Annotated in this window: 18 protein-coding genes; 12 read left to right on the top strand and 6 right to left on the bottom strand. The window is 59.8% G+C overall.

The features are described from left to right. The first annotated feature begins 20 nt into the window (after window positions 1-20). The 3 genes from AB4N85_RS09390 to AB4N85_RS09380 are packed head-to-tail and all read left to right on the top strand — an operon-like array spanning window position 21 to window position 3,301. The gene (locus tag AB4N85_RS09390) at window positions 21-2,156 is read left to right on the top strand and encodes an FUSC family protein (RefSeq protein WP_252867680.1); all 2,136 of its coding nucleotides are present in this window, start codon (window positions 21-23) and stop codon (window positions 2,154-2,156) included. Beyond that, window positions 2,146-2,346, top strand: a complete 201-nt coding sequence (locus AB4N85_RS09385; protein WP_024013080.1) for a DUF1656 domain-containing protein — start codon at window positions 2,146-2,148, stop codon at window positions 2,344-2,346. Before AB4N85_RS09390 ends, AB4N85_RS09385 begins: the two co-directional genes overlap by 11 nt. Window positions 2,347-2,371: 25 nt before the next feature. Beyond that, window positions 2,372-3,301, top strand: coding sequence for a biotin/lipoyl-binding protein (locus AB4N85_RS09380; protein WP_435406354.1), 930 nt, complete (start codon window positions 2,372-2,374; stop codon window positions 3,299-3,301). Window positions 3,302-3,503: 202 nt separating this feature from the next. Here the strand turns inward: AB4N85_RS09380 and AB4N85_RS09375 are convergent, their stop codons facing one another. Genes AB4N85_RS09375 through mexE form a run of 3 tightly spaced genes read right to left on the bottom strand, consistent with a single transcriptional unit; the run spans window position 3,504 to window position 9,382 of the window. Beyond that, window positions 3,504-4,925, bottom strand: coding sequence for an efflux transporter outer membrane subunit (locus AB4N85_RS09375; protein WP_150635171.1), 1,422 nt, complete (start codon window positions 4,923-4,925; stop codon window positions 3,504-3,506). Continuing rightward, window positions 4,922-8,113, bottom strand: coding sequence for an efflux RND transporter permease subunit (locus AB4N85_RS09370; protein WP_041480270.1), 3,192 nt, complete (start codon window positions 8,111-8,113; stop codon window positions 4,922-4,924). The genes AB4N85_RS09375 and AB4N85_RS09370 overlap by 4 nt, the downstream gene beginning before the upstream one ends. Window positions 8,114-8,128: 15 nt before the next feature. Then, window positions 8,129-9,382 carry a multidrug efflux RND transporter periplasmic adaptor subunit MexE gene (gene mexE, locus AB4N85_RS09365; protein WP_039761553.1) on the bottom strand — a complete coding sequence of 418 codons (1,254 nt, stop codon included), beginning with the start codon at window positions 9,380-9,382 and terminating at the stop codon, window positions 8,129-8,131. A 370-nt stretch (window positions 9,383-9,752) separates the two neighbouring features. Between mexE and gcvA the strand changes: the two genes are divergently transcribed. The 3 genes from gcvA to AB4N85_RS09350 all read left to right on the top strand — a co-directional run bounded on the left by gcvA (window position 9,753) and on the right by AB4N85_RS09350 (window position 12,352). Then, entirely contained in the window at window positions 9,753-10,658 is a 906-nt protein-coding gene (gcvA, locus tag AB4N85_RS09360; RefSeq protein ID WP_056789797.1) for a transcriptional regulator GcvA, read from the top strand. 75 nt (window positions 10,659-10,733) lie between these two features. Further along, a complete protein-coding gene (locus AB4N85_RS09355; RefSeq protein WP_252867678.1) occupies window positions 10,734-11,561 on the top strand; it encodes a DMT family transporter in 828 nt (275 codons plus the stop codon). 29 nt (window positions 11,562-11,590) lie between these two features. Beyond that, window positions 11,591-12,352 (top strand): SDR family oxidoreductase, encoded by a 762-nt coding sequence (locus AB4N85_RS09350; RefSeq protein WP_252867677.1) that lies wholly within the window; start codon window positions 11,591-11,593, stop codon window positions 12,350-12,352. 6 nt (window positions 12,353-12,358) lie between these two features. Here AB4N85_RS09350 and AB4N85_RS09345 read toward each other — a convergent pair whose 3' ends face one another. Beyond that, complete coding sequence (locus tag AB4N85_RS09345; protein WP_016774850.1) at window positions 12,359-13,273, bottom strand: LysR family transcriptional regulator; 915 nt, start codon at window positions 13,271-13,273, stop codon at window positions 12,359-12,361. A 270-nt stretch (window positions 13,274-13,543) separates the two neighbouring features. Between AB4N85_RS09345 and AB4N85_RS09340 the strand changes: the two genes are divergently transcribed. From AB4N85_RS09340 to pgm, 4 genes are all read left to right on the top strand, one after another. After that, window positions 13,544-14,566: a zinc-dependent alcohol dehydrogenase family protein gene (locus tag AB4N85_RS09340; RefSeq protein WP_095180096.1), complete on the top strand. Its 1,023-nt coding sequence runs from the start codon at window positions 13,544-13,546 to the stop codon at window positions 14,564-14,566. 550 nt (window positions 14,567-15,116) lie between these two features. After that, window positions 15,117-16,583 carry a hypothetical protein gene (locus AB4N85_RS09335; protein ID WP_252867676.1) on the top strand — a complete coding sequence of 489 codons (1,467 nt, stop codon included), beginning with the start codon at window positions 15,117-15,119 and terminating at the stop codon, window positions 16,581-16,583. Between the two features lie 49 nt (window positions 16,584-16,632). Beyond that, the gene (locus tag AB4N85_RS09330; protein ID WP_252867675.1) at window positions 16,633-18,033 is read left to right on the top strand and encodes an aminotransferase-like domain-containing protein; all 1,401 of its coding nucleotides are present in this window, start codon (window positions 16,633-16,635) and stop codon (window positions 18,031-18,033) included. Between the two features lie 108 nt (window positions 18,034-18,141). Next, window positions 18,142-19,788, top strand: coding sequence for a phosphoglucomutase (alpha-D-glucose-1,6-bisphosphate-dependent) (gene pgm / locus AB4N85_RS09325; RefSeq protein WP_095180093.1), 1,647 nt, complete (start codon window positions 18,142-18,144; stop codon window positions 19,786-19,788). Between the two features lie 55 nt (window positions 19,789-19,843). On the opposite strand, the gene AB4N85_RS09320 is transcribed toward pgm, so the two are convergent. Continuing rightward, on the bottom strand, window positions 19,844-20,539 hold the full coding sequence (locus AB4N85_RS09320) for a pirin family protein (RefSeq protein ID WP_016774845.1): 696 nt from the start codon (window positions 20,537-20,539) through the stop codon (window positions 19,844-19,846). A 260-nt stretch (window positions 20,540-20,799) separates the two neighbouring features. On the opposite strand from AB4N85_RS09320, the gene AB4N85_RS09315 reads away from it, so the two are divergent. Next, window positions 20,800-23,274, top strand: a complete 2,475-nt coding sequence (locus tag AB4N85_RS09315; protein ID WP_150635181.1) for a UvrD-helicase domain-containing protein — start codon at window positions 20,800-20,802, stop codon at window positions 23,272-23,274. 50 nt (window positions 23,275-23,324) lie between these two features. Here the strand turns inward: AB4N85_RS09315 and AB4N85_RS09310 are convergent, their stop codons facing one another. Then, a complete protein-coding gene (locus AB4N85_RS09310) occupies window positions 23,325-23,597 on the bottom strand; it encodes a DUF1652 domain-containing protein (protein ID WP_041480416.1) in 273 nt (90 codons plus the stop codon). A gap of 265 nt (window positions 23,598-23,862) precedes the next feature. On the opposite strand from AB4N85_RS09310, the gene AB4N85_RS09305 reads away from it, so the two are divergent. Beyond that, the gene (locus AB4N85_RS09305) at window positions 23,863-24,675 is read left to right on the top strand and encodes an AraC family transcriptional regulator (RefSeq protein ID WP_252867674.1); all 813 of its coding nucleotides are present in this window, start codon (window positions 23,863-23,865) and stop codon (window positions 24,673-24,675) included. Window positions 24,676-24,711 lie beyond the last annotated feature (36 nt).

Here is a 24,711-nt window from a genome sequence, read left to right as displayed (position 1 = left end):
TCGTTTTAAAGAGTGTGCCCATGCCAGCGCTGTTCGCTTATTTCAAGGCTTTGATCCATCCCGGTCAGGCTGTTCTGCTGTTTGCCCTGCGGACCATCGCCGCCGGGCTGTTGACCCTATATCTGGCGTTCATTTTCGATCTGGAACAACCGAAGTGGTCGATCATGGCTGTGGTGATTGTCAGTCAGCCATTGGCAGGGATGGCACTGGCGCGCAGTTTCGGCCAAGTGGTCGGCACCACCGTGGGTGCCGCGGTGGCGGTGCTGATCATGGCGATTTTCCCTCAGGCGCCGCTGCCGTTCATCACGACATTGGCGTTGTGGCTGGCGCTGTGCACCGCGGGCGGCACCTTGCTGCGCTACACCAGTTCCCAGGCGTTCGTGCTCAGTGGCTACACCGCAGTGGTGGTGGCCTTGCTGGCAATCCCGGATCAGGAAGGCACGTTTTTGCTAGCGGTCACCCGCGTCACCGAAACCCTGCTGGCCGTTGCCTGCGTGTGCGTGGTGAGCCTGCTCACAGCCCGGCCTGAAGCAGTGGCCAAAGGTTATTTCGCCAAAATCGATCAGGTGATCAAACTGGCCGCCAGCCACGCCGCCGAAGTGCTTCGCACGGAAGAAAGCGAAGCCGATTTTCAGCGTCGGCAGATGCAACTGCTCGGCGAGATCAGCGCATTGGAGGGGTTGCGGCGCCATTTGTATTTCGATGCCCCACGTTTGCGCGATGCCGACAATCTGGTGTTGCTGCTCGGCAATCAACTGATGCTGCTGACGTCGCGACTGACCGCGCTACGTCATCAGCGCGAATTGCTCATCGAACGCTGGGAGGGCGACCTGCCGCTGGAGGTGCAGCAGCTGCGGGCCGAGGAACTGGCGTTGCTTGAGCAACTGGCGAAACAGGGCCGCGCGCTGTCTGGCGCCGATCGGCAACGTTTCGTGACCTTGCAGCAACAGTTCGAAGCGTTGGCGTACAAGGCCGAGCAGCAGACCGAGAACATGAGTGCGGCCCTGCGTTCACTGGCCTGGGCGCTGCGTTGGGAGCAGGCGCGCCTGCTGCAGCAACTGGAGCAGATTCTCGAACTGAGCGACGCCATTCAGGAAGGGCGCCCGGCCAGTTGCCTCTATCGCGGCCAGAGCAGTCCGTTGCATCTGGATTTCACTCTGGCCTCGATGAACGCCATTCGCGCCTTTACCGCGCTGTTGGTCAGCGGATTGATCTGGATCGAAACGGCGTGGGATGGTGCGCGCGGCGGAATGATTCTGGTGGGAATTCTCTGCTCGCTGATGGCGACTTTTCCGCGTCCGCTGATGGCTGCGCAAAGCTATGCGCGAGGCTTGGGTCTGGCGCTGGTAGTGTCGGCGTTCTATCAATTCATGCTGGTGCCCGCGATCAGTGATTTCGAGCTGCTGGCCTTGCTGCTGGCGCCGCTGCTTTATGCCATTGCCGTGGGCATCTCCAGTCCGGCCACCGCCGGCATCGGCATGGGCCTTGGGCTGTCGAGTTTTCTCATGCTCGGGCCGCAAAATACCGGCACTGGGCAGAACACGGCGATCCAATGGTTCGAATTCGCCGGCGCCTACGTCAGTGCAGCGATGCTGGCCCTGATCGTTTATGCGCTGATCTTCCCGTTCCGCCCGGCCTTGCGCATCCGGCGCCTGTACGGCGAAGCGCGGGAGCAGGTGTACCAACTGAGCAAAATGCCGGCCACCGATGAACAACAATTCGCCTTCGAGAGTCGGATGACCGATCGCCTGACCAGCATGCTCGGCCTGCTGCCAGCGGCAAACGATCGCGCCATGCAACGCTTGTATGAAATCAGCCTGGCTTGCGTAGCCCTGGGCGTGGCCATGCATCAGCTGAGGCAGCAGGCGCAGAACAACGCGCTACTTACCGATGCGTTCGGCCAACGCCTGGCATCAGCGTTACGCAAGACCGGTCGCCTGGTCGCCGGACGCGCGGATGTGCAGCTCCCGGCGCTGCTGGCGACGTTGCACCAACTCGGAGATCAGCTGGACGAGCTGCACGCCGCCAGTCATGAACATTTATGGTCGGTTTTTCGCATGCGTGTGGCGCTGCTAATTGTGGTGTCGTTCCTCGAGCGCCACGGCGAATATTTGCAACCTCAAGGTCTGGAAGGAGAACCGCAACTTGCCCATTGATTTCGAAATTGGCGGGGTTTATCTGCCGCCGATTGCCCAGGCTCTGTTACTGGCGATCCCGATTTTCATGTTGCTGGACTGGTGCTTGCGCCGCCTGGGCCTACTGCGCCTGGTCTGGCATGAAGCGCTGTTCGAAGGCGCCCTGTACGCCTGTGTCTGCGCCACGCTGATTCTGTTGATGGGAGCCTGATGTCTTGAAAGCACTAGTTGCACGAATGATGACCGTGGCAGTGGTGATCCTGGCGATCGTCCTCGGCTGGTTTGCCTGGGAGTATTACACCCGCGCGCCGTGGACACGGGATGCTCGGGTGAGGGCGGATGTGGTAACGCTGTCGGCGGATGTTTCGGGGCGTATCGTCAAACTGGCGGTGCAGGACAACCAGCATGTCGACAAGGGCCAGTTGTTGCTGGAGATCGATCCGGCGCGCTATCAACTGGCGGTCGTGCATGCCCGACGCTCGGTGGAAGTGTCCAAGGCTTCGCTGGGGCAATCGCAAGCGGCAATCGTCGCCAGTGAAGCGTTGCTCAAGCAACGCCAGAGCGAGGAGCGCCGGCGCCGCACGCTGAAGCAGGGCTTCGCCATTTCCGGTGAGGAATGGGAGAAGGCCAGTACCGACGTGGCGGTTGCCCAGGCGGATCTGCTGCGCAATCAGGCCAACCTCGGCTTGGCCGAAGCCAATGTGCAACTGGCAATTGCCGCGCTGACCCAGGCTGAACTGGATTTGCAGCGCACCCGTGTCGAATCGCCGGTCAGCGGTTATGTCACCAACCTGCTTACCCGCCAAGGTGATTACGCACAGGCGGGCGGGGCACTGCTGGCGTTGGTCGACAGCGATTCGTTCTACGTCAGCGGCTATTTCGAAGAAACCAAGCTGCCGCGAATCGCGGAGGGTGATCGGGTACGCATTCAATTGATGAGTGGTGAGCGCTTCGGCGGCACAGTGGAAAGCATCGCCTTCGCCATTGCCGACCGCGAAAACGCGCCCGGCAGCCGATTGCTGGCAAACATCAACCCGAGTTACACCTGGGTGAAGCTCGCGCAACGGGTGCCGGTGCGCATTGGGATTGATGGTGACTTTGCCGGCAAGCATCGCCTGCGCGCCGGTACCACCGCCACTGTCACCGTCCTGGAGGATCACCGCTGATCCATTGTGGGAGCGAGCCTGCTCGCGAAGGCAGAGTATCAGCCACCGCTGATATGTCTGACCTGACGCTTTCGCGAGCAGGCTCGCTCCCACAAAAAATCCCAGTGCTGCAAACAGGCATAAAAAAACCCCGCGACCGAATGATACGCGGGGCAAAAAATTTGGTTGGTTGCGGCCAACCAAAGGAGCTCTTTAACAACCTTTACTTGCTGGCGACCGTCTCCGGTTGCCAGCCACCGCCGAGGGCCTTGTATATCGCGACGATGCCGCGATACAGCTCGACTTCGGCCTGTGCCTGACTGTCTTCGGCGTTCAGGCGCTCACGTTGGGCGTCGAGCAGGACGAGGAAATCGGTGGTGCCTTCGCGGTAGCGGATTTCCGCCAGATCAGCGGCCTTGCGACTCGATTCGCTCTGACGGATCAGCGAGATCAAACGTTGCTGACGCTTGCCGTAATCGCTGAAGGCATTTTCCGATTCTTCCAGCGCCAGCAGCACCTGTTGCTCGTAGTTGGCCAGCGCGCCTTCGGCGTCAGCATCGGCACCGCGCAAACGGGCGCGGACGCTGCCGAGGTCAAACGCAGCCCAGGTGATGCTCGGGCCGAGTGCCCAGGCGTTGGCTGCCGAGGAACCGATCTGCGAGCCACGTCCGGCGGTCCAGCCGAGGAAGCCGCTGAGGCTGACCCGCGGGAACAGGTCGGCCTTGGCCACGCCGATGCGCGCAGTGGCCGAAGCCAATTGCCGTTCGGCGCTGAGAATGTCCGGACGACGTTGCAGCAGTTCACCCGGATCACCGATCGGCAGCGCCTTGGCGATGGCCGGCAGATCCTTCGGGCTCAGGTCGACGGTCAGTTTGTCCGGGCGCTCACCGAGCAGGGTAGCGATACGGTTTTTCTGCCGAACCTGTTCCGCCTGCAACTGCGGCACCGTGGCTTCGACGTTGGCCAGACGCGCATCGGCGCGTTCGACATCGAGCTGATCACCGACACCGGCGTCACGCAGGCTGATGGTGATCTTGCGCGACTCCTGCTGGTTGTTCAGGTTGGCCACGGCGATCTTTTCCCGCAGCTGGGCGCCGCGCAGTTGACCGTAAGCGTCGACCAGTTCGGCAATCATGGTGACTTGCAACTGGTAAAGATCGGCTTCGGCGGCCTGCTGGTCGGCGTCACTGGCTTCCAGATTGCGCTGGATGCGGCCGAACAGGTCGAGCTCCCAGGCCATGTCCAGACCGAGGTCATAGCGCTCGCTATTGACCCGGTCGGTGGTCTGGCCGGGAATCTGGCCCTTGCCCAAGTCGCTGCTGGCGCGGCTGGTGATGGTCGGCATCGCGTCATTGCTGGCGTCGTCGCGGATCGCCCGGGCGGCTTTCCAGCGGGCGAACGCCACGCGCAGTTCACGGTTGCCTTGCAGCGATTGCGTCACCAACTGGTTGAGTGTCGGATCATCGAATTGCTGCCACCAGATGCCTTCGAATTTCGAACGGTCGAAGTTCTTTTGCCCGGCGGCGCCGTCGGTGGCGGTCGTGATGTTGGCCGCCTCCGTAGCTGGGGTCTTGTAGTCGGGGCCGACGGCGCAGGCGCTGAGGGCCAGCACCAGCAGACTCGGCAGGAAGACTTTCAGACTCATTGTTGCGCCTCCAGTGGCTTTTGAAGAGTGTGCGCCTTGGCTGCTTTGCGCTGCTCGCCGCGTTCGACAAAGTTACGGATCAGTACATAGAACACTGGCGTCAGCAGCAGACCGAAGAAGGTCACCCCGAGCATCCCGGAGAACACCGCCACACCCATGGCGTGACGCATTTCGGCACCGGCACCGCTGGAGAACACCAGTGGCACCACACCCATGATGAACGCGAAGGAGGTCATCAGAATCGGCCGCAGACGCAGGCGGCAGGCTTCCAGCACCGCAGCTAGCGGATCGAGGCCTTCTTCCTGTTTGTCCTTGGCGAATTCGACGATCAGAATCGCGTTTTTACAGGCAAGTCCCACCAGTACGATCAAGCCGATCTGGGTGAAGATGTTGTTGTCACCGCCGGAAATGATCACACCGGTGATGGCCGACAGCAGGGTCATCGGTACGATCAGGATCACCGCCAGTGGCAGGCTCCAGCTTTCGTATTGGGCGGCGAGCACCAGGAACGCCAGCAGTACGCAGAGCGGGAACACGAACAGCGCGGTGTTGCCGGACAGAATCTGCTGGTAGGTCAGGTCGGTCCACTCATAGGTCATGCCGTTCGGAAGTTCTTCCTTGAGCAGTTTCTCGATGGCTTTTTCCGCCTGGCCAGAGCTGTAGCCCGGGGCTGCGGCACCGTTGATTTCAGCGGTGATGAAGCCGTTGTAGTGCATCACGCGATCCGGCCCCGAGGTGTCGCTGACCTTGATGAAGGTCGCCAGCGGGATCATTTCGCCTTTGTTGTTGCGTACTTTCAGCTGACCGATCTGGTCGGACTCAAGACGGAACTGCTGTTCAGCCTGAACGTTGACCTGATAGGTGCGCCCGAAGCGGTTGAAGTCGTTGGCATACAGCGAACCCAAATAGATCTGCAGGGTGTCGAAGATATCGCTGACGGCCACGCCGTGGGTCTTGGCTTTTTCACGGTCGATGGCGGCATCGACCTGCGGCACGTTCACCGTGTAGCTGGTGAACAGGCCGGCCAGTTCCGGCACGTTGTGGCTTTTGTTGATGATGTTCATGGTTTCTTTGTACAGCTCGTCGTAGCCCAGGTTGCCCCGGTCTTCGATTTGCAGGCGGAAACCACCAATGGTGCCCAGACCTTGTACCGGCGGTGGCGGGAAGATCGCCATGTACGCTTCCTGAATGTTCGCGTACTGGCCGTTCAAGGCGCCGGCAATCGCGCCGGCGGACATGCTCGGGTCTTTACGCTCGTCGAACGGTTTCAGCGTCACGAAGACGATGCCGGCGTTCGGGCTGTTGGTGAAGCCGTTGATCGACAGGCCCGGGAACGCTACGGCGCTTTCCACGCCCGGCTGTTTCAGCGCGAGGTCAGACATGCGCTTGATCACGTCTTCGGTGCGATCCAGGCTCGCGGCATCCGGCAATTGCGCGAACGCCACCAGGTATTGTTTGTCCTGGCCAGGTACGAAACCGGTCGGCGTGCTGGAGAAACCGAAGAAGGTCAGTACCATCAGGCCTGCATATACGAGCAGGGCGATGCCGCTGCTACGGATGACCCGGCGCACGGTGCCGACGTAGCCATGGCTGGCGCGATCGAAGAAGCGGTTGAACGGACGGAACAGCCAGCCGCCGAAGATCTTGTCGAGCACTTTCGAGAAGCGGTCTTTCGGCGCGTCGTGGCTTTTCAGCAACACAGCGGCCAATGCTGGCGACAGGGTCAGCGAGTTGAACGCCGAGATCACTGTCGAGATAGCGATGGTCAGTGCGAACTGTTTGTAGAACTGCCCGGTGAGGCCGGAAATGAACGCCGCTGGAATGAACACCGCACACAGCACCAGTGCGGTGGCCACGATCGGCCCGGTCACTTCCCGCATGGCGCGCTTGGTCGCTTCGACCGGCGTCAGGCCGAGTTCGATGTTCCGTTCGACGTTTTCCACCACGACGATGGCGTCATCCACCACGATACCGATGGCCAGTACCAGGCCAAACAGCGACAGGGCGTTGAGCGAGAAACCGAACAGGTGCATGACCGCAAACGTACCGATCAACGATACCGGCACCGCCACCAACGGGATGATCGAGGCGCGCCAGGTCTGCAGGAACAGAATCACCACCAGCACCACGAGGATCAGCGCTTCGAACAGGGTGTGCACCACCGCCTCGATCGAGCCACGAACGAAGATCGTCGGGTCATACACGATGCTGTAGTCCATGCCCTGCGGGAAGCCTTTCTTCAGCTCTTCCATCTTGCCGCGCACTTCGTTGGAAATGTCGATGGCGTTGGAACCGGGACGCTGGAAGATCGGGATCGCCACAGCCGGCTGATTGTTCAGCAGCGAACGCAAGGCGTATTGGCTGGAACCCAGTTCAATGCGTGCGATGTCCTTCAGGCGAGTGATCTCACCGTCGTCGCCTGCGCGAATGACGATGTTCTCGAACTCTTCTTCGGAAACCAGACGGCCTTGAGTGTTGACCGACAGCTGGAAACTTTGCGCGGTCGGGGCAGGGGGCGCGCCCAGTTGACCGGCGGCGACCTGACGGTTCTGCTCGCGAATCGCGGTCACCACATCGGTCGCGGTCAGATTGCGCGAAGCGGTCTTGTTCGGGTCAAGCCAGACGCGCAGCGAGTAGTCGCCCATACCGAACAACTGCACGTCACCGACACCACCGAGGCGAGCAAGCTCATCCTTGATGTTGAGGATCGCGTAGTTGGACAGGTACAGCATGTCGTAGCGCTTGTCCGGTGAGGTCAAGTGCACAACCATGGTCAGGTCGGGCGATGCCTTGTCGACGGTGATACCGATGCGCGTTACTTCCTCGGGAAGCTTCGGCTCGGTCCGGGTTACCCGGTTCTGCACCTGCACCTGCGCGTTGTCCAGGTCAGTGCCCAGGGCGAAGGTGATGGTCAGGGTGATCTTGCCGTCGGCGGTCGATTGCGAGGACATATACAGCATGTTCTCGACGCCGGTGATGGCTTGCTCCAGCGGAGCAGCCACGGTTTCACCGATGACTTTGGGGTTGGCGCCCGGGAAGTTGGCGCGCACGACCACGGTAGGCGGCACGACTTCCGGGTATTCGCTGATCGGCAACTGGAACAGCGAGATCGCGCCGGCGATCAGGATCAACAGCGACAGCACCGCTGCGAAGATCGGCCGGGAAATGAAGAATTGGGAAAAATTCATCGGAGTTGTCGTCCCTTAACCGCGTGGGGTCGTAGCAGCCAGCTTCGCAGCCGAACCCGATGCACCCTTGGCAGGGGCAACTTTGGGCAGGTTGCTGGCTTCCAGCGCTTGACGTTGTTGAGCGAGGGCAGCGAGGGTCTGCTCGCTGGCCATCGGAATCACCTCAGGGGTGACCGGTGAGCCAGGACGAACCCGTTGCAAGCCCTTGACGATGATGGTGTCGTCCTTGTTCAGACCGTTGCGGACGATGCGCAGGCCTTCAATCTTCGGACCGAGTTCTACGGCGCGGTAGGCGGTCTTGTTGTCGCCATCCATCACCAGCACGAACTTCTTGCCCAGGTCAGTGCCCACGGCTTCGTCATTGATCAGCATGGCGTTGTAGGTGCCGCTGCCGACCAGTTTCAGCCGTGCGTACAAGCCCGGGGTGTAGGTGCCGTCAGCGTTGTCGAAGACTGCGCGACCACGGATGGTGCCGGTTTTCGGATTGACCTGGTTGTCGACGAAGTTCATCTGGCCGAGGTGCGGGTTGCCGTCTTCGTTGGACAGGCCCATGTATACCGGCGTAGTGGCGCCACGCTGGCCGTTGCGGGCCAGTTGGGTGTATTTGAGGAACACGCGTTCGTCGGCGTCGAAATAGGCGTAGACCTTGTCGGTGGAGACGACGCTGGTCAGTGCGGTGGTATCGGCGGTCACCAGGTTGCCGGCAGTGATTTCGGCGCGGCTGACGCGGCCGCTGATCGGTGCGGTCACGCGGGTGAAGCTCAGATTCAGTTTGGCCAGGTCCAATTGTGCCTGCAGAGCACCGACGGCGGCGCGGGCCTCTTGGGCAGCGCTGGTGCGCGAGTCGGCCAGTTCAGCGGAAATGGCGTTGCTGGTACGCAGACGTTCACCGCGAGCGGCTTCGTTTTCGCTGCGAGTGGCGGTGGCGCGGGCTTGAGCAACCAGAGCTTCGAGGCGGCGTACCTCGGCCTGGAACGGACGCGGATCGATCTGGAACAGCAGGTCGCCTTTCTTGACCAGCGCGCCTTCGGTGAACGCGACCTGATCGATCTGGCCCGAAACCCGTGGGCGGATTTCAACGGTTTCCGGCGCTTCGAGGCGCCCGGTAAATTCGTCCCACTCGTTGACCGGTTGTTCCAGCACCTTGGCTACGCTGACTTTGGCAGCGGGCGGGGCGCCGGCAGTCTCCGGAGTTTTGCCGCAGGCGCTCATCACCAGTACGGCCAGCATGGCCAACGGGAAGCGCAAATGTTTGAGTGATTGTTCCATGGATGCAATCCGCCGAAGTATTGAAGATGGGCGGATGATGCTCGGCGCGGGTGTGATGGCACGAATCGAATGAAGCAAAGGTAACTATCATTCGGAATGATATAAGCGCAGAGGCAGCCCTCTAGCATGCACCTTTCGTTAGGGGGCTAACAATCGGCCTGAAGGCAATTCTGTGTTGCTTGATCTGCAATGATTGCGACCGACGCTGCGCGCGGAGGATTATCCGGCGATTAAATACCTCGCTGTTACCAGCACCTCGCCCACTTGCCGGAGCAATACGCCAATATCGCGGAACGGGCAACCAAGGGAGTTTCGCTCTAACATGAGCGCAACCTCATGCTCTGACATTTATCGTCCCCGGATCATTTTTATGCGCGACCTGCCCCCGACCGCGACCCTGCGTGCTTTTGAAGTGGCCACCCGACACCCGACGTTCACCGCTGCCGCTCAAGAGTTGCACGTGACCCAAAGCGCCGTCAGTCACCAGCTCCGGCACCTCGAAGAACTTTGGGGCTTGCAATTGTTCGAGCGCGGCAAGGCGTTGCGCCTTACAACAGCGGGGGCGACGCTGGCGCCGATCGTGCGCGAGTTTTTCATCAGCCTTGAAGCAACGCTGGAGGATCTGCGCGAGCAAAAGGACAGGGTTCGCCTGACTGTCAGCACCACTTATTCGTTTGCCTTGAAGTGGCTGCTACCACGCTTGCCGACTCTGTCGCGCCTGCACCCGGAGCTGTTGGTGTCGCTGGATACCACGGACAAGATCATCCACTTCGCCAATGGCGAAGCCGATGTCGCAATCCGCTTGGGCAAGGGCAATTACCCCGGCCTGTATTCAGAGTTCCTGTTTGGCGAACAGGTGTTTCCCGTGGCCAGCCCCGAACTGCTGCAGCGCGTCGGCAGGCCGGGCAGTCCCGCCGAGTTGCTGCAGATGCCGTTACTCATTCGCGACGGCGCCGAGTTGGCGCCGAAATGGGAGGTGTGGTTTCAGTCCGTCGGGCTGGAGTTTTTACCGCTGCGCGAAGGCGTCAGGTTTGGCGACACCAACATGACGGTGGAAGCTGCGTTGCTCGGCCAGGGAGTGGCGTTGGTGCGCAGCGGCCATGTCGAAAATGAAATTGCCGACGGCCGTCTGGTGAGGCTGTTCGATGTGCCGTTCACTTCGCCGCTTGCTTATTATTTCGTCTGTCCCAAAGGCATCGAAGCCCAGCCGCATATCCTCAAATTTCGCGAGTGGTTGCTCAGTGAAGCGTTGAAGGTGCAGAGCGCACAGCGCTGAAGTATGAGCAATTGCTCACGGTGTAATGAGGAGACTTCACTGTAATGCCGATGCCAGGGATGCCTAGAATGCTGCATGCCAATCCATCTCGTACTCCTCGTTCTGTTCGCCGCGCTCCTGCACGCCAGCTGGAACGCGCTGCTGCGCGGTGGCGCCGATCGGCTCTGGTCGATGACGATGATGTGCGTGGCCATCGCCATCGTCTGCGCCATCGCCGCCTCTTTCATGGCCCCGCCTGCACCTGAGAGCTGGGGTTACGCGCTGCTCTCGGCACTGCTGCATGTCGGCTACAACCTGTTTCTGGTACGCAGCTATCGGGTCGGCGATCTAGGGCAGATCTATCCGATTTCCCGTGGGTCGTCGCCAGCGCTGATCACCCTCGGCGCCGCGCTGTTTGCCGGCGAAACCATAACCCCCGGCGAACTGCTTGGCATTGGTCTGGTGTCCGGGGGGATCATCTCGTTGGCGTTCCGAGGGCGCAGCCTGTCGGTGCCGAGCCTGCCATATGCGCTGGGTACCGGTTGTTTCATCGCCGCCTACAGCGTCGTCGATGGCATTGGCGCCAGGCATTCCGGTGCGCCGCTCGCGTACACGGTGTGGATGAGCGCCCTGTGGGGTGTGTTGATGCCATTGGTGTATATCGGCCTGCGCGATGCTCGCAGTCTGTTTTCCGTGCGGCCCGGCATGCTCGCCGCAGTGGTAGGCGGGCTGGTTTCCTTACTGGCTTACGCAATTGTTATCTACGCGATGAACGAAGCGCCACTGGGCGCGGTGTCGGCCCTGCGCGAAACCAGCGTGCTGTTCGCGGCATTGCTCGGCTATTTGTTCCTCGGTGAAAAGCTCACCGTCCGCAGGATGCTGGCATGCGTGGTCATCGCCAGCGGCGCCATCATCATCGGCTGACATAGGCCAACTGCTCAGGAGAACGTCGCATGGATAAAGTCTCGCAAGCACCGCTGATTCTGATCACCGGCGGCAGTCGCGGAGTCGGCGCCGCCACCGCCCGACTCGCCGCCGCGCAAGGCTATGACGTTGCCATCAGCTACGTTGCCAACGAGTCTGCCGCGATGGCGGTGGTGGCGGATATCGAAGCGTTGGGGCGAAAGGCGCTGGCGGTGCGTGCTGACAGCGCTGACCCTGAGCAGGTCGCTGAGCTGTTCTCGGCCATTGATCGTACATTCGGGCGTATCGACGTTCTGGTCAATAACGCTGGCGTGCTGGCGAAGCAGTCACGCATGGAGGACCTGAGATTCGAACGCATGCAGCGCATCTTCGCAGTCAATGCGCTTGGGCCGATCCTGTGCGCGCAGCAGGCGGTGAAGCGCATGGCTTACCGGCACGGCGGCACAGGTGGCGCAGTGATCAACGTTTCTTCTGCCTCGGCGCGCCTGGGTAGCCCGAATGAATACGTCGACTACGCAGCATCGAAAGGCGCGCTGGAAACTTTCACCATCGGCTTTGCCAAGGAAGTTGCGCGCGAGGGAATTCGGGTCAACTGCATTCGCCCGGGGCACATCTATACCGATATGCACGCCAGCGGCGGCGAACCGGGGCGGGTGGATCGCGTGAAGGAGTCGATCCCGATGGGCCGGGGCGGTCAGCCGGAAGAGGTGGCGCGGGCCATCTTGTGGCTGGCCAGCGCGGATGCTTCGTTTGTCACCGGGACTTTTCTGGATGTGACGGGTGGCAAGTAGGTCCGGCTACAGACTATCCGGATCGCCAAAAAACATCTGAATCCGCGACCTCAACCACCGCTCTCCCGGGTCGTTATCCTGCGACCCACGCCATGCCATGTGCAATTCAAAGGTCCGCGTCGGCAGTGGCGGATCCTCAGCACGCAGACCGCCAGCTGCCGTCAGTGCCTCAGCCGTGTAATCCGGCACGGTCGCGACGATATCGGTGCCTGCCAGCAGCGTGCCCAATCCGTTGAACTGCGGTACCGCCAGCACTACGTGCCGTTTGCGTCCGAGTTTTTCCAGTTCTTCATCGACGAAACCACTGAGGTCGCCAGCGAACGACACCAGTGCATGCGGTCGGGCGCAGTAGTCGTCCAGGCTCAGCGGCCCCGGCACGGTGTCGGCGCGCAGTAGCTTCGGTGCGCTGCGGCGCAGGACCTTGCGCTTGGCGTTGGCCGGTAGGTCGGTGGTGTAGCTGACGCCGATCGAAATCTCGCCGGAGGCCAGCAGGCCCGGCATCAGGATGTAATTGACCCGCCGTACCACGAGGACAATGCCCGGTGCTTCGGCGCGCAGACGCTTGAGCAGCATGGGCAGCAGCGCGAATTCGACGTCGTCGGACAAACCGATGCGAAACACCGAGGTGCTGGTCGCCGGATCAAAATCGGCGGCACGACTGACGGCGGTCGAGATCGAATCAAGGGCAGGCGAGAGCAGGGCGAAGATTTCCACCGCGCGCGCGGAAGGTTCCATGCTGCGACCGGTGCGGACAAACAAGGGATCGTCAAACAGGCTGCGCAGGCGCGACAAGGCCGCACTGATAGCCGGTTGGCCGAGGAACAATTTTTCCGCGGCCCGAGTCACACTGCGTTCGTGCATCAATGTTTCGAACACGATCAGCAGGTTCAGGTCGACACGACGCAGGTCATTACGATTCATCTGGAGTCCTGGCAGAGTCATCAAACTTGACGAGGGCGGCCATATGAGAACAATGGCCGGCATGAATCTTACGGGGAAAGGCTGGTACTCTGCACCGGAAAATTCAGCTTTACTGCGACGGTGGCAGGCCTTTTTTCATGGATTTTGCCAATGCCGCCCTTGATGCGGAATCAATGACAGGCATGTCGACTATTAATAGCCACTGATGGTCTTGGGTCGAAAGCCCAGATAGAGTTCATGGCATTAGAGGTTACTTTGACGAGGTTTGCGATGTCCCGCACGATCCGTTTTCACAAGTTTGGTCCGGCCGAGGTGCTCAAATGCGAAGAGCATGCGGCTGCTCAGCCAGGTCCTGGCGAAGTGCAGGTGCGTGTCGAGGCAATCGGCATCAGTTGGTACGACACCCTGTGGCGCCAGAATCTGGCGTCGTCCCAGGCACGTCTGCCTTCGGGCCTCGGTCATGAAATGGCTGGCGTGGTCACTGCGGTGGGCGCTGATGTCGAAGACCTGTCCGTCGGCGACAAAGTGGCCAGTTTTCCTGCGGAAAGCCCGAACGACTATCCGGTTTACGGCGAGTCGATCGTCCTGCCGCGCACCGCGCTGACCCGTTATCCCGATGTGCTCAGCCCGATCGAAGCGAGCGTGCATTACACGCCGCTGCTGATCGCCTACTTCGCTTATGCCGATCTGGCGCGGGTCAAACCGGGTCAATTTGCGCTGGTGACTGACGCCAGCCACTGCGCCGGCCCGTCGTTTGTGCAATTGGGCAAGGCGCTGGGTGTGCGAGTGATCGCCGCGACCAAATCGGCGGAGGAGCGGGAGTACCTGCTGTCCCTCGGTGCGGAGAAGGTCATCGTCACCGAAGAGGAAGATCTGTTGATGCGTATCAACAAGATCACCGACAACCGCGGCGTCGATGTGGTGTTCGATGGTCTTGGCGGCCCGCAGATGTCGTTGCTCGGCGATGTGCTGGCGCCACGCGGCAGTCTGGTGCTGTACGGGCTGCAAGGTGGTAACCAGACCCCGTTCCCGGCGTGTGCAGCGTTCCAGAAAAACATTCAGTTCTTTGTGCACTGCATCGGCAACTTCACCGGCAAGCCGGAGCTGGGCATTGTCCAGGACCACGTCGCTCTGCAGCGTGCTTTGCGTGACATCAACCAGTTGACCGCTGACCGCGTGCTTTTGCCGCTCAAGACTCGTGTATTCCCGTTCAACGAGTTCGTCGAAGCGCATCGCTACATGGACGAATGCCCATGCCGCGAGCGAGTGGCCCTGCAAGTGGAAACCGCGTAAATCCGCTCATCAGAGTCCGTGGCCGCCACGGACTCTTTTCTGTTTATACCCTCGCTGTCAGTAAACCCTCCCCAATATCGAAGCATTGGCCTTTTCAGCAACTGAACTGGTTTTTGCCGTTCATCTGTATCTTCTAATCACACTATAAGCACTGATAATTGAATGATTACTTTCATCTCAAGGAATGAGCTATGGCTGTGCATTCAATTTGTCCGAGGCAATATCAAATGGCTGGCTCAGCTGGCTTCGTCAATTTCTGTTTAATTGCTGTAGGGCGATTCGGAAGTTGCTTCTCTTTTTCTTGTAATGATTTGGCGTGGGACGTTGTGGGAAGTTTCCTCAGAACATTGTTGAGTGGCGAAAGGCCAATGAATACGGGTGGTTGAGCGTCAAGCCTGGCATCTGGAAGGCTTTGTTCAGGTGAAGTGTTTCAAATAACTACAACTTTGTAAGTGTTAGCATTTCAGCGTCTATTACTTATTGATCCAATTGCCGCGCGCCTACTGTCATGTCTGCGCGGCATGAAACTTTTGATACCGGGTAAATACCGATGAGCACGATCCATGATCAGGCAATGAACTATGTCTATCAGCAAGTATTGCAGCGTTTGCTGAGTTTCTTTTCCCGAGCCGAGCGCACGGCATTGCAATTGCTGATACAGCGCCTGGTGGTGGCCGCAGGCGGCATGGAAAACATCGGGCAATTCAAGGTGCTGGTGCCTCAGTCCGGCCTGCGGGACGGCTGCTATACCCTGGCCTTGCTCCGGGCCGCTCAGTTGACCATTGCCGGCCGTGCTCCGGCGACCTTTCAGCTGCGCGTGGCTTCCCTGCGCTGGAATGGCGACAGCCCGCTCGCCCTGCAAAACCTGCATCGCAGCTACAGTGCGCTATTCCTTTATGACGATCCGCGGGTCGAGGTGCTGATGGTGGATAACCGCGAGGTCCTGCCGTTCGACCATCGCACGCCTGTCAGCAATGAAGGGCGCGAGGCCAGCCGGGTCAATCTGCTGCTGGTGGGGCACTGTCGCACCTGGCTGGAAACACCTGAATTATGGGATGACGCCTACCTGGCGACGGCCGAGTACTACAGCCAGATCGCGCGCTGGAACAACGGCGTCGACGCCATGATCAGCACCGAAACCAAAGGCAGTCAGCAGCATTTCCTCGAAGGCCTGAACCGCGCGATGCAGCGAGTGGCAATACCGGCTCCAGGCCTGGTCAATGCCGGATTCGAAACGCTTTTTCCTCTGCTCGACGAGCTCGGTGATGACTTTTACCGGGAACTGCGTGCCGATGATGACCGGACCGTGTGGCGGCCGGAAGGTGAGTTCGAAGCCTGCCGGCGCACCAGTTTTATCGACATCAACGACATGATGGTCGGCAAGCTCGAGGACCGCTGGCCGCTGTTGGGCGAGTTTCTCGGTTATGAACCTGATGATCTCGCGCTATACCAAGGCGAAGCGGTGTTTGCTGATCCTTTGATCTCGGCACATGTGCGAGGTTTGTACGCACGGTTCATCGAGGGGCGCGCCTATGAGGCGGGCATCGACGATTACGTCCGGCACACGCTGGCCGACATGCGGCGAAAGCAGGTTGCCGAAACCGTCTGCGAGCACTTGCTGGCCAGCTACGACAACGCCGGCGGGCCAGAACAACTGCGGATGCTTGCCGAGGATTACCTCAGTAATGGTTTCGGATTGACCGAAACGCAGTTGGCGTGCCTGCTGTTTGCGCCGTTCATCGACAACGGCAAAGGTCTCGAACGCTTCCTGCGCAACTGTCATCCCGGCATGCTGGTCGCCATGCCGGACCTGCACCGCGCCATGCAGGGTCTGCACGCACCCGAGCAGGTGATGAAGTGGCTGACGGAAGTCAGCGGCTTGCCAGTCAGGCTGTTGAACCGCCTGTATGCAATGGGCCCTGTGCAGATTGATGCACCTGCGCAATTCTCCTCGGAGAGTTCGGGTTCGGACGAGGCGCGTTCGGCTGCGCCGTTCGAGCGGTCGACGGAACGCTGACGGTGAGCCAGAGCCTGGATTGTGAACCAATATCTACGGAAATGAGGGTGTGAAGGGCGCGCGGGACAACGACTTTGTTTATCAGGCAGTTTATCGATATCTGACAACGCTGATTGATGCTGCCGGAGGTGGTGGGGCGGTACGCATGCCTTCCTTGCGACAACTGGCGGACCGGCTGAATGTCTCCATCTCAACGGTGCAATACGCCTATTCGCTTCTGGAAAAGGAAGGCCGGGTCTATTCGATCGCCAAGTCAGGGTATTACGCGCAAGCGCAGTTCAGCATGGATGCACCCGGCAACGGCAATGACCTGCTGGAGACCGTGTACGTCAACGCCAGGCGTCCCGGGATGTGTGTGTTGAGTGCTGACGAACCGGCCTCGCTGCAACCGTTGGACAGTCCGTTGCTGACCTCGGAACGTGAGCTTTTGCGTCAATACCCGCGTCAGTTGCAGACATTCGTGCAGCCTTGCGGTGAACTGGAATTGCGGGTTGCGCTGGCGGCGCGGTATACCAGCTCGACAGAGCACTTCTGGCACGCCGATGACATTTATATCGGTGCTGATCTGCGCGGGGTCCTGGAGATTCTGATTTCGGTGCTTGGATTGCGTCAGGCCACCGTGATTGTCGAATCACCGTGCGACTGGGTCATCCTGCGCCTGCTCGAGTCGTGCGGAGTACGCGTGATCGAGTGGCCATTGCTTGCCCGAGGCGTGCTCGATCTGTCGTCACTCGAATCACTGCTGAAGAACGAGCCGGTTCGTTTGATCCTGCTGTCTTCCGTGCTGAGCATGCCCCAAGGCAACGGTTTCACTCGCGAATGTCAGCGGGCCACGGCGGAGTTGCTCAATCATCATGGCGTCTGGGTACTGGAAAACGACTGCTACAGCGAGCTTGACGAGCGCAATGATTCGCAGCGTTTGCGCAGTTGGCTCGATCCTGATCGTCTGCTGGTGTTTTCCACTTTCGAGAAATTCATCGGCGCCGAAGCACCATTCGGCTTTGTCTTGTCGCGTCACTGGCGCGAGGAATTGCAGCGCCATTTTCTGCTGCGGGCGTTTCGCTTGTCGCCCATTCGCCAAAAGGCGATTGCGCGGCTGTTGAATGGCGGACGGCTTGATCAGCATTTATCCGTGTTGCGGCGGATGCTGGGTGAGCGGCGAGCCGTGTTGATCCAGACACTGCGCGAACGCCTGGGCGATACCCTGCAGATTGGCGAGCCGCCGGGCGGGGCGACGGTGTGGGTACGTTCGTTACGCCCGGTCGACATGGCAAGCGTGTTTCATCGCCTGCTCAAGCAACAGATCATCGTCGCACCGGGCGAGCTGTTCAGTCTGCAGGGCTTGCATGCGGATCATCTGCGTTTGAGCGCGCTGAACCATGGCGAGCGGGATTTGCCGAGTGTCATCGGCTTGCTCGGCGATGCCTTGCGCCTGTCGCCCGGCCAATAACGTTAAAAAACATCGGGCGAGTTTCGGATACATCCCGTCGCACAGTGGTCAAACTGCCAGTAAACTGCGCTGCATTTCCTGAACCACTCCGATTTCAGAGGTTTTTGCATGACACTCAGTCCTTTTGCGGGCAAACCGGCACCGGCAGAACTGTTGGTCGACATCCCGCGACTGGTTACGGCCTATTACACCGGCCAGCCTGATGCATCGATTTCTACCCAGCGAGTGGCGTTCGGCACGTCCGGCCACCGCGGCAGTTCGTTCGATTTGAGTTTCAACGAATGGCACGTTCTGGCCATCAGCCAGGCGATCTGCCTGTATCGCGAAGCCCAAGGCATTACCGGCCCGCTGTTCGTCGGCATCGACACCCATGCATTGTCGACCCCGGCCGGCGCCAGCGCACTGGAAGTCCTCGCCGCCAATGGCGTCACCGTGATGATCGCCGAAGGCGATGAGTACACGCCGACCCCGGCAGTTTCCCACGCCATTCTCTGCTACAACCGCGGCCGTACCTCCGGCCTGGCTGACGGTATCGTCATCACGCCGTCGCATAACCCGCCACAGAGCGGTGGCTACAAATACAACCCAACCAACGGTGGCCCGGCCGATACCCACATCACCAAGTGGATCGAAGCCAAGGCTAACGAACTGCTGGCGAACAAACTGGCCGGGGTCAAACGCATCAGCTACGAGCAGGCGCTCAAGGCCAGCACGACCCATCGCCACGATTACCTGAACACCTATGTCGCCGACCTGATCAACGTCATCGACTTCGATGCCATCCGCGACGCCAAGCTGCGTCTCGGTGTCGATCCGCTGGGCGGAGCAGGGGTGCGCTATTGGTCGGCCATTGCCGAACACTACCGTCTCGACCTGGAAGTGGTGAATAAACAGGTCGATTCAACGTTCCGTTTCATGACCGTCGACTGGGACGGCCAAATCCGTATGGATCCGTCGTCCAGCCACGCGATGCAGGGCCTGATCGGCCTCAAAGAGCGCTTCGACGTGGCGTTTGCCTGCGACCCGGACCACGACCGCCACGGCATCGTCACGCCGTCCGGTGGTTTGCTCGCGCCGAACAACTATCTGGCGGTATCCATCGACTACCTGTTCCAGAATCGTCCGCAATGGCGCGCTGATGCCGCCGTGGGCAAAACCGTGGTCAGCAGCGGTCTGATCGACCGCGTGGCCAAGCGCCTGGGCCGTCGACTGTACGAAGTGCCGGTCGGGTTCAAGTGGTTCGCCGACGGTCTGTTCGATGGTTCGCTGGGTTTTGGCGGTGAAGAGAGCGCTGGCGCCTCGTTCCTGCGCAAGGATGGCGGTGTATGGAGCACCGACAAGGACGGTCTGATTCCAGCCTTGCTCGCCGCCGAAATGACGGCGCGCACCGGGCGCGATCCAAGTCAGGCCTACCGAGCGCTGACCGACGAACTGGGCGAGCCGTTCTCGGTACGCGTCGACGCCAAGGCCAACCCTGAGCAGAAGGCACTGCTGAGCAAGCTGGCGCCGGAACAGGTCACCTCGACCGAGCTGGCAGGCGAGAAGATCCAGAGCATCCTCAGCCATGCACCGGGCAACGATCAAGCCATTGGCGGTCTGAAAGTCATGACCGAAAACGGCTGGTTCGCCGCGCGTCCTTCGGGCACTGAAGACATCTACAAGATCTACGCCGAAAGCTTCCTCGGCGACGACCACCTCAAGCAACTGGTGGCCGAGGCGCAAACTTTGGTAGATGGCGCCATTTCCAGCAAATGATGCGCACATGAAAAAGGGCAACCGTAATGGTTGCCCTTTTTTATTGCCTTGCCGATCAAGCCAGGTCGACCAGTACGATCTCGCTGTCCTCGATCGCCGTGACCGTCAGCACTTGCTCATGGGCTACCGCCACACCGTCACGCGCTTGGGCACGCAAGCCATTGACCTCGATCACGCCAGTGGCCGGAACCAGATAGGCGCGCCGTCCTTCATCCAGTCGATATTCTGCGGTTTCACCGGCCTTGATGTTCGCCGCCACCAGGCGCGCATTGGCGCGAATGTGCAGGCTCTCATCGTCGCCGTCTTTGCCGCTGGCCAAGGTGACAAAACCTTCGCGCTCGCCTTTGGGAAACGGCTTGGCTCCCCACGACGGCGGCGCACCGGTTTCGGTCGGCAGAATCCAGATCTGGAAGATCTTGGTTTCCTTGTCTTCGAGGTTGTACTCGCTGTGGGCGATGCCGGTGCCGGCACTCATCACTTGTACATCACCAGCTTCGGTGCGGCCCTTGTTGCCCAAATTGTCCTGGTGCGTGATGGCACCTTCTCGCACGTAAGTGATGATTTCCATGTCGCGGTGCGGATGCTGCGGAAAACCTGTGCCTGCAGCGATGATGTCGTCGTTCCACACGCGCAGATTGCCCCAGCTCATCCGCTGCGGGTCGTAGTACTCGGCAAACGAAAAGTGGTGATGCGCGTCCAGCCAGCCATGATGGGCGCCGCCCAGCGAGCTGAAGGGTCTGAGTTCAAGCATGATCGTCTCCTAAAATTAGGTTCGTCAGGGGGGCGGGCCCCGTGGTTGATGACGACGATCATCTATCAGGCAATCATCGATAAAAAGCGCAAAAACTGCCGCGTCATGATCAGGTTATTCGATAGGAATTTGCCTCAAAATCGTCTCATCCGACTTTCAATTCGTCGCCTAAACCGATGACCTGTAAGCATTTCGCTAGAACTCATCAGCAAATCCAGACACCATAGCCGCCACAGCCTCACACCCTGGAGTCCGTCAGCGTGGCGCAACACACCCCCGATCTTCCCCCTGAACTTCGTCCACTGGCCGAGATGCCCTGGTTCAAGCGTCTGGCCGCGCGATTCTTTGGTCACGGTCTGACCAAGCTGCGCGCGCAGCACCGGGCATCGTGGCTGCACGGGCAAGCTGACGGATTTCGCAGTGGCCACACAGCCGGCGTCGAATATGGTTTCAAGGAGGGCAAGCTTGAGGGTCTGGAGGAAGGCCGCCAGGTTCTGCTGATTCGCGACAGCCGCAACACCGAGCATCGGCCGCCCAGCGTCGATAACAACCTGTTCGATGACTGGCGCCTGCCGCTCACCGCCGAATTGAAAAAACGCATCAAGGCTGACGTCGCTCGTTTGCTCCCGGCCCACGCCCAGCCCAGCGCCGCGCAATGGAAAATGATCTTCAGCGATACGCCGTCCACCTCGGTGGTCGCCGGTGCGGGCGCCGGCAAGTCGACCACGCTGGTGCTGCGCATACTGTTGCTCAGCCATTATCTGGGTTTTGAGCTGGATTCGATGACTGTGGTGACCTTCACCCGTGAATCGCGCAAGGACTTCATTAACAAGCTCATCGAAATATTCACGTTGTGGGGGCAGCCGCTGAACCTCAAGCAGGCGCGCGAACTGGTGCGAACCTTCCACTCGCGCATCCTGCCGATGGTGCGCAGCCTGCCGGGTTTCGAGCGCTTGCAGGCCTTCGAGAACCTCAGCGATCGCCCGCAAAGTGGCGCAGAGGAGGTCGACAGCAATCCGTTTGACCTGCGGATCAACGACGCGCAGCGGCAGCAACTGAACGCTTGTTATCACCGGCTGTTCAACGACGATGAGCGTTTCCGCCAGTTGATCCAGCCGCTGTCCCGCGCGGGTTTGCAATTAAAGGAACTGGAACGGGATCACCCCGATGTGCAGAAACGCATGGCGGTCACCGAACTGGCGGCCAAGCGCGATGAAGAGCTCTGCGATGTCATCGAGGATCTGTGGTTTCGCGCCGGTGCGTGGCCCATTAAAGGCATCGAGCCGAATCGGCAGGCCTTCGAAATCAATGGCTCGAAGTTCCACGCTCACGGCTATATTCCCAGCCTCGATGCCTGGGTGGTGCTCGGCTTTGATCCCAAGGAAAACGCCCAGCTGACCCGACCCAACGCCAAGCTGAGTGTCCGTGCAGAGTGGGCGGTCAAGCGCACCCTGTTTCAAGCTTTCTGCCGTAAGCCATTGATATGGATGGATAGTTACGAGTCATCCAGGCGCGTTCTTGCGACGTTGGCCGGAGATGCTAGCGCCGGTCCCGGATTTGATTACAAGGTCAAGGGCGAGCTGGCATCCTCGCCATTGCTGGACTGTTTTGTCGCCGCGGCAGGCTTCATCGAAAACCTCGGCCTGGATGTGCCGGACGCGGTCAGTCGAATGAGCTTCGCCAAGGATGATCCCGACCGCTTTTTCTTCGAAGCCCTGAGCCTGTTCTGGCGCGCATTTGAAGATCACCTGCTGGATCAGAAACCGCCAGTGATGACCTACAACCGCATGTTCGCGCTGTTCAGCGAACACTCGCCGGAAAACCTCAAGCTCCTCAGCGACGAGCTGCTGCGGCCGATGGCGCATCTGATGATCGACGAATTCCAGGACGTATCGCCGCAGATCGTTTCGTGGATTCGCGCCAGCCTCAATGAAATCCGCAGCCGTGGCCCGGCCATGCACGTTGGGCGAGGGGCGCAGCGGTCGTCGCTATTGTGCGTCGGTGATGACTGGCAGTCGATTTACGGCTGGCGCGGCAGTTCTCCGAGTTACTTCATGGAGTTCAACAAGGAATTTCCGTCGCCGAGCACCACGCGGGTCATGCTCAGTGACAACTACCGCAGCCACCAGCACATCATCGACGCCGCTGAACACATTGTCCGTGCAGCGCCGGCGATCGCAGGCAAGAAGGCCAAGGCCAGTGGTGAGCCCAAGCCGCTTCACCCGGTCAACGTGCTTGAGCGTGACGATGAAGCGTTGGGGCAGCGTCTGGCCGAGCATTACCGGCGGGGTGATTCAATCCTGATGCTTTATCGAAAAAGCAGCGATAGGTTATTGATTGAGCAGCATATTCAGCCTGTAATTAATGTGGATTCGAGCTTGCCCTATGATGCGCGGCGGCTGAAACAGCTGACCTATCACAGCGCCAAAGGCTTGCAGGCTGATGCGGTATTCCTGCTGGGTGATTGCCAGCATCTGACCAGTTCTCCGTACAAGAACCAGGTGTATCGCATGGCGGGATTGGGCAAAAGTGGCGATAGCGAGCCGTACGACAATGCGCAAAAAGACGAAATCCTGCGCCTTGCCTACGTTGGTATCACGCGCGCCGTCAGCCATTGCTACTGGTACGTCGAACCGCAGGAAACCCAAGCGGTAAACATGCCGAGGGCATCGGATCGAGTTGCCAAGGGCAAGCCGTTCTTCGTCGATCATCGAACCGAGAAGGCCAGCGCCTGATCAATAAAAAAGCCCGAATCGCTGCGGGCTTTTTGTTTTAAATCAGGCGCTTATGCGTAGTTCTTGAGAGATTCCGGAGGAGTGAAAGCTTCCAGCTCATCTTCGATGGCTTCGATGATGCGCTCGACGTCTGCCGCGTTCATCACCGTTGCGCAGGGAATGCCGGCAATGGCGATCATGGTTTCGCCGCTGGCACGATCAAACAGACGGGCGATCAGGCTGCCCGGCGCATCCATCGTCGCCTCGAAACCCATGGGATGAAAATGCCAGCGCATCAGCTGGCAAGCGTTTGGAAAGGTGACTTTGCTGAACCCTTTATTCATGGTGTTGCCCGCCTGCTTCATCGAGCGCTTCCTTTTGCTCATGTTAGGTGGGAAGAGCCTTCATTGGCTCAACCAGTGCTTGAGCTTTAAAAGTAGCATCCGTGTGTGAAAAAACTGTGAGTTTTTTCAGTCCGTTTAGCGATTGATTCGCATTTTTTGATGTAAGTCACTGGCTCATCGATTATCGCCAAAACGCCACCATGGATTTTTCATTGAAGCGGCAGAGGAAGTTGGGCAAGCTCGGTTCTTTTTCGCCGAGCCGCTTATGCACGCCGATGACGACGGCCCAGAACAGACCCAGGCCACGGCCGCCACGGTCATGCGCTATCACCTGAGCTGGAAACACCGGGATCTGGACAGCGTCATGGCGCTTTATCACGCCGATATCCAGTACAGCGATTTCTTTCAGAATCGCGTACTCAGACTGGATGAGTTACGCGAGTACGTGCGCGTGAGCATGCCGCGAGAATCCGACGAACTGCTCGAGCATTGCGACCGCATCCGGGTGGATGGCAACACCGCGTTCATTCAGTACGAGGTGACCTTGCGTGGCGGCGATGGCCTGGTGTCGTTTCGTTCCAGCGAAGCGATCACGGTCAAGGACGGCCTGATATGGCGCGTCAATGAATACGCCTCGCTGGTGCGTACCCAAACCGACGGCAGTTCGGCACCGAGCCGTCCGGCGGTCAGTCGTCTCGGTCTGTCACCGCGCCAATTGAGCTTCATGGCCGAAGACCTGCAGCAGTATTTCGAGAAGCAGCAGCCTTATCTGGACCCTGAGCTTGACCTGCAACGGGTGGCGAAGGAGTGCGGGTACAGCCGCAATCAGATTTCCTATCTGCTCAATCAGGTACTCGGGCAAAGCTTTTATCGCTACGTCAACCAGGCGCGCCTGCAGCATTTGCTGCGTGCACTGGACAGCGCCGCACCGCCATTGCGCGTCGACGAGTTGGCGTTTGCCGCCGGTTTCAATTCGCTGTCGGCGTTTTACAAATGCTTTCGCGAGCACACCGGCCAGTCGCCCAAGGCCTACGCCAAACAAATTTCTCTGCGGGCACGCGCGCAAGACATCCACTGAAGGCAGCCACTAGGATCGACGCCATCGAAGGTTTTC

Source organism: Pseudomonas sp. H1_G08, from assembly GCF_054681355.1.
The sequence above is the reverse complement of the archived record's forward strand: the minus strand, read 5'-3'. Positions and strand labels throughout refer to the sequence as shown.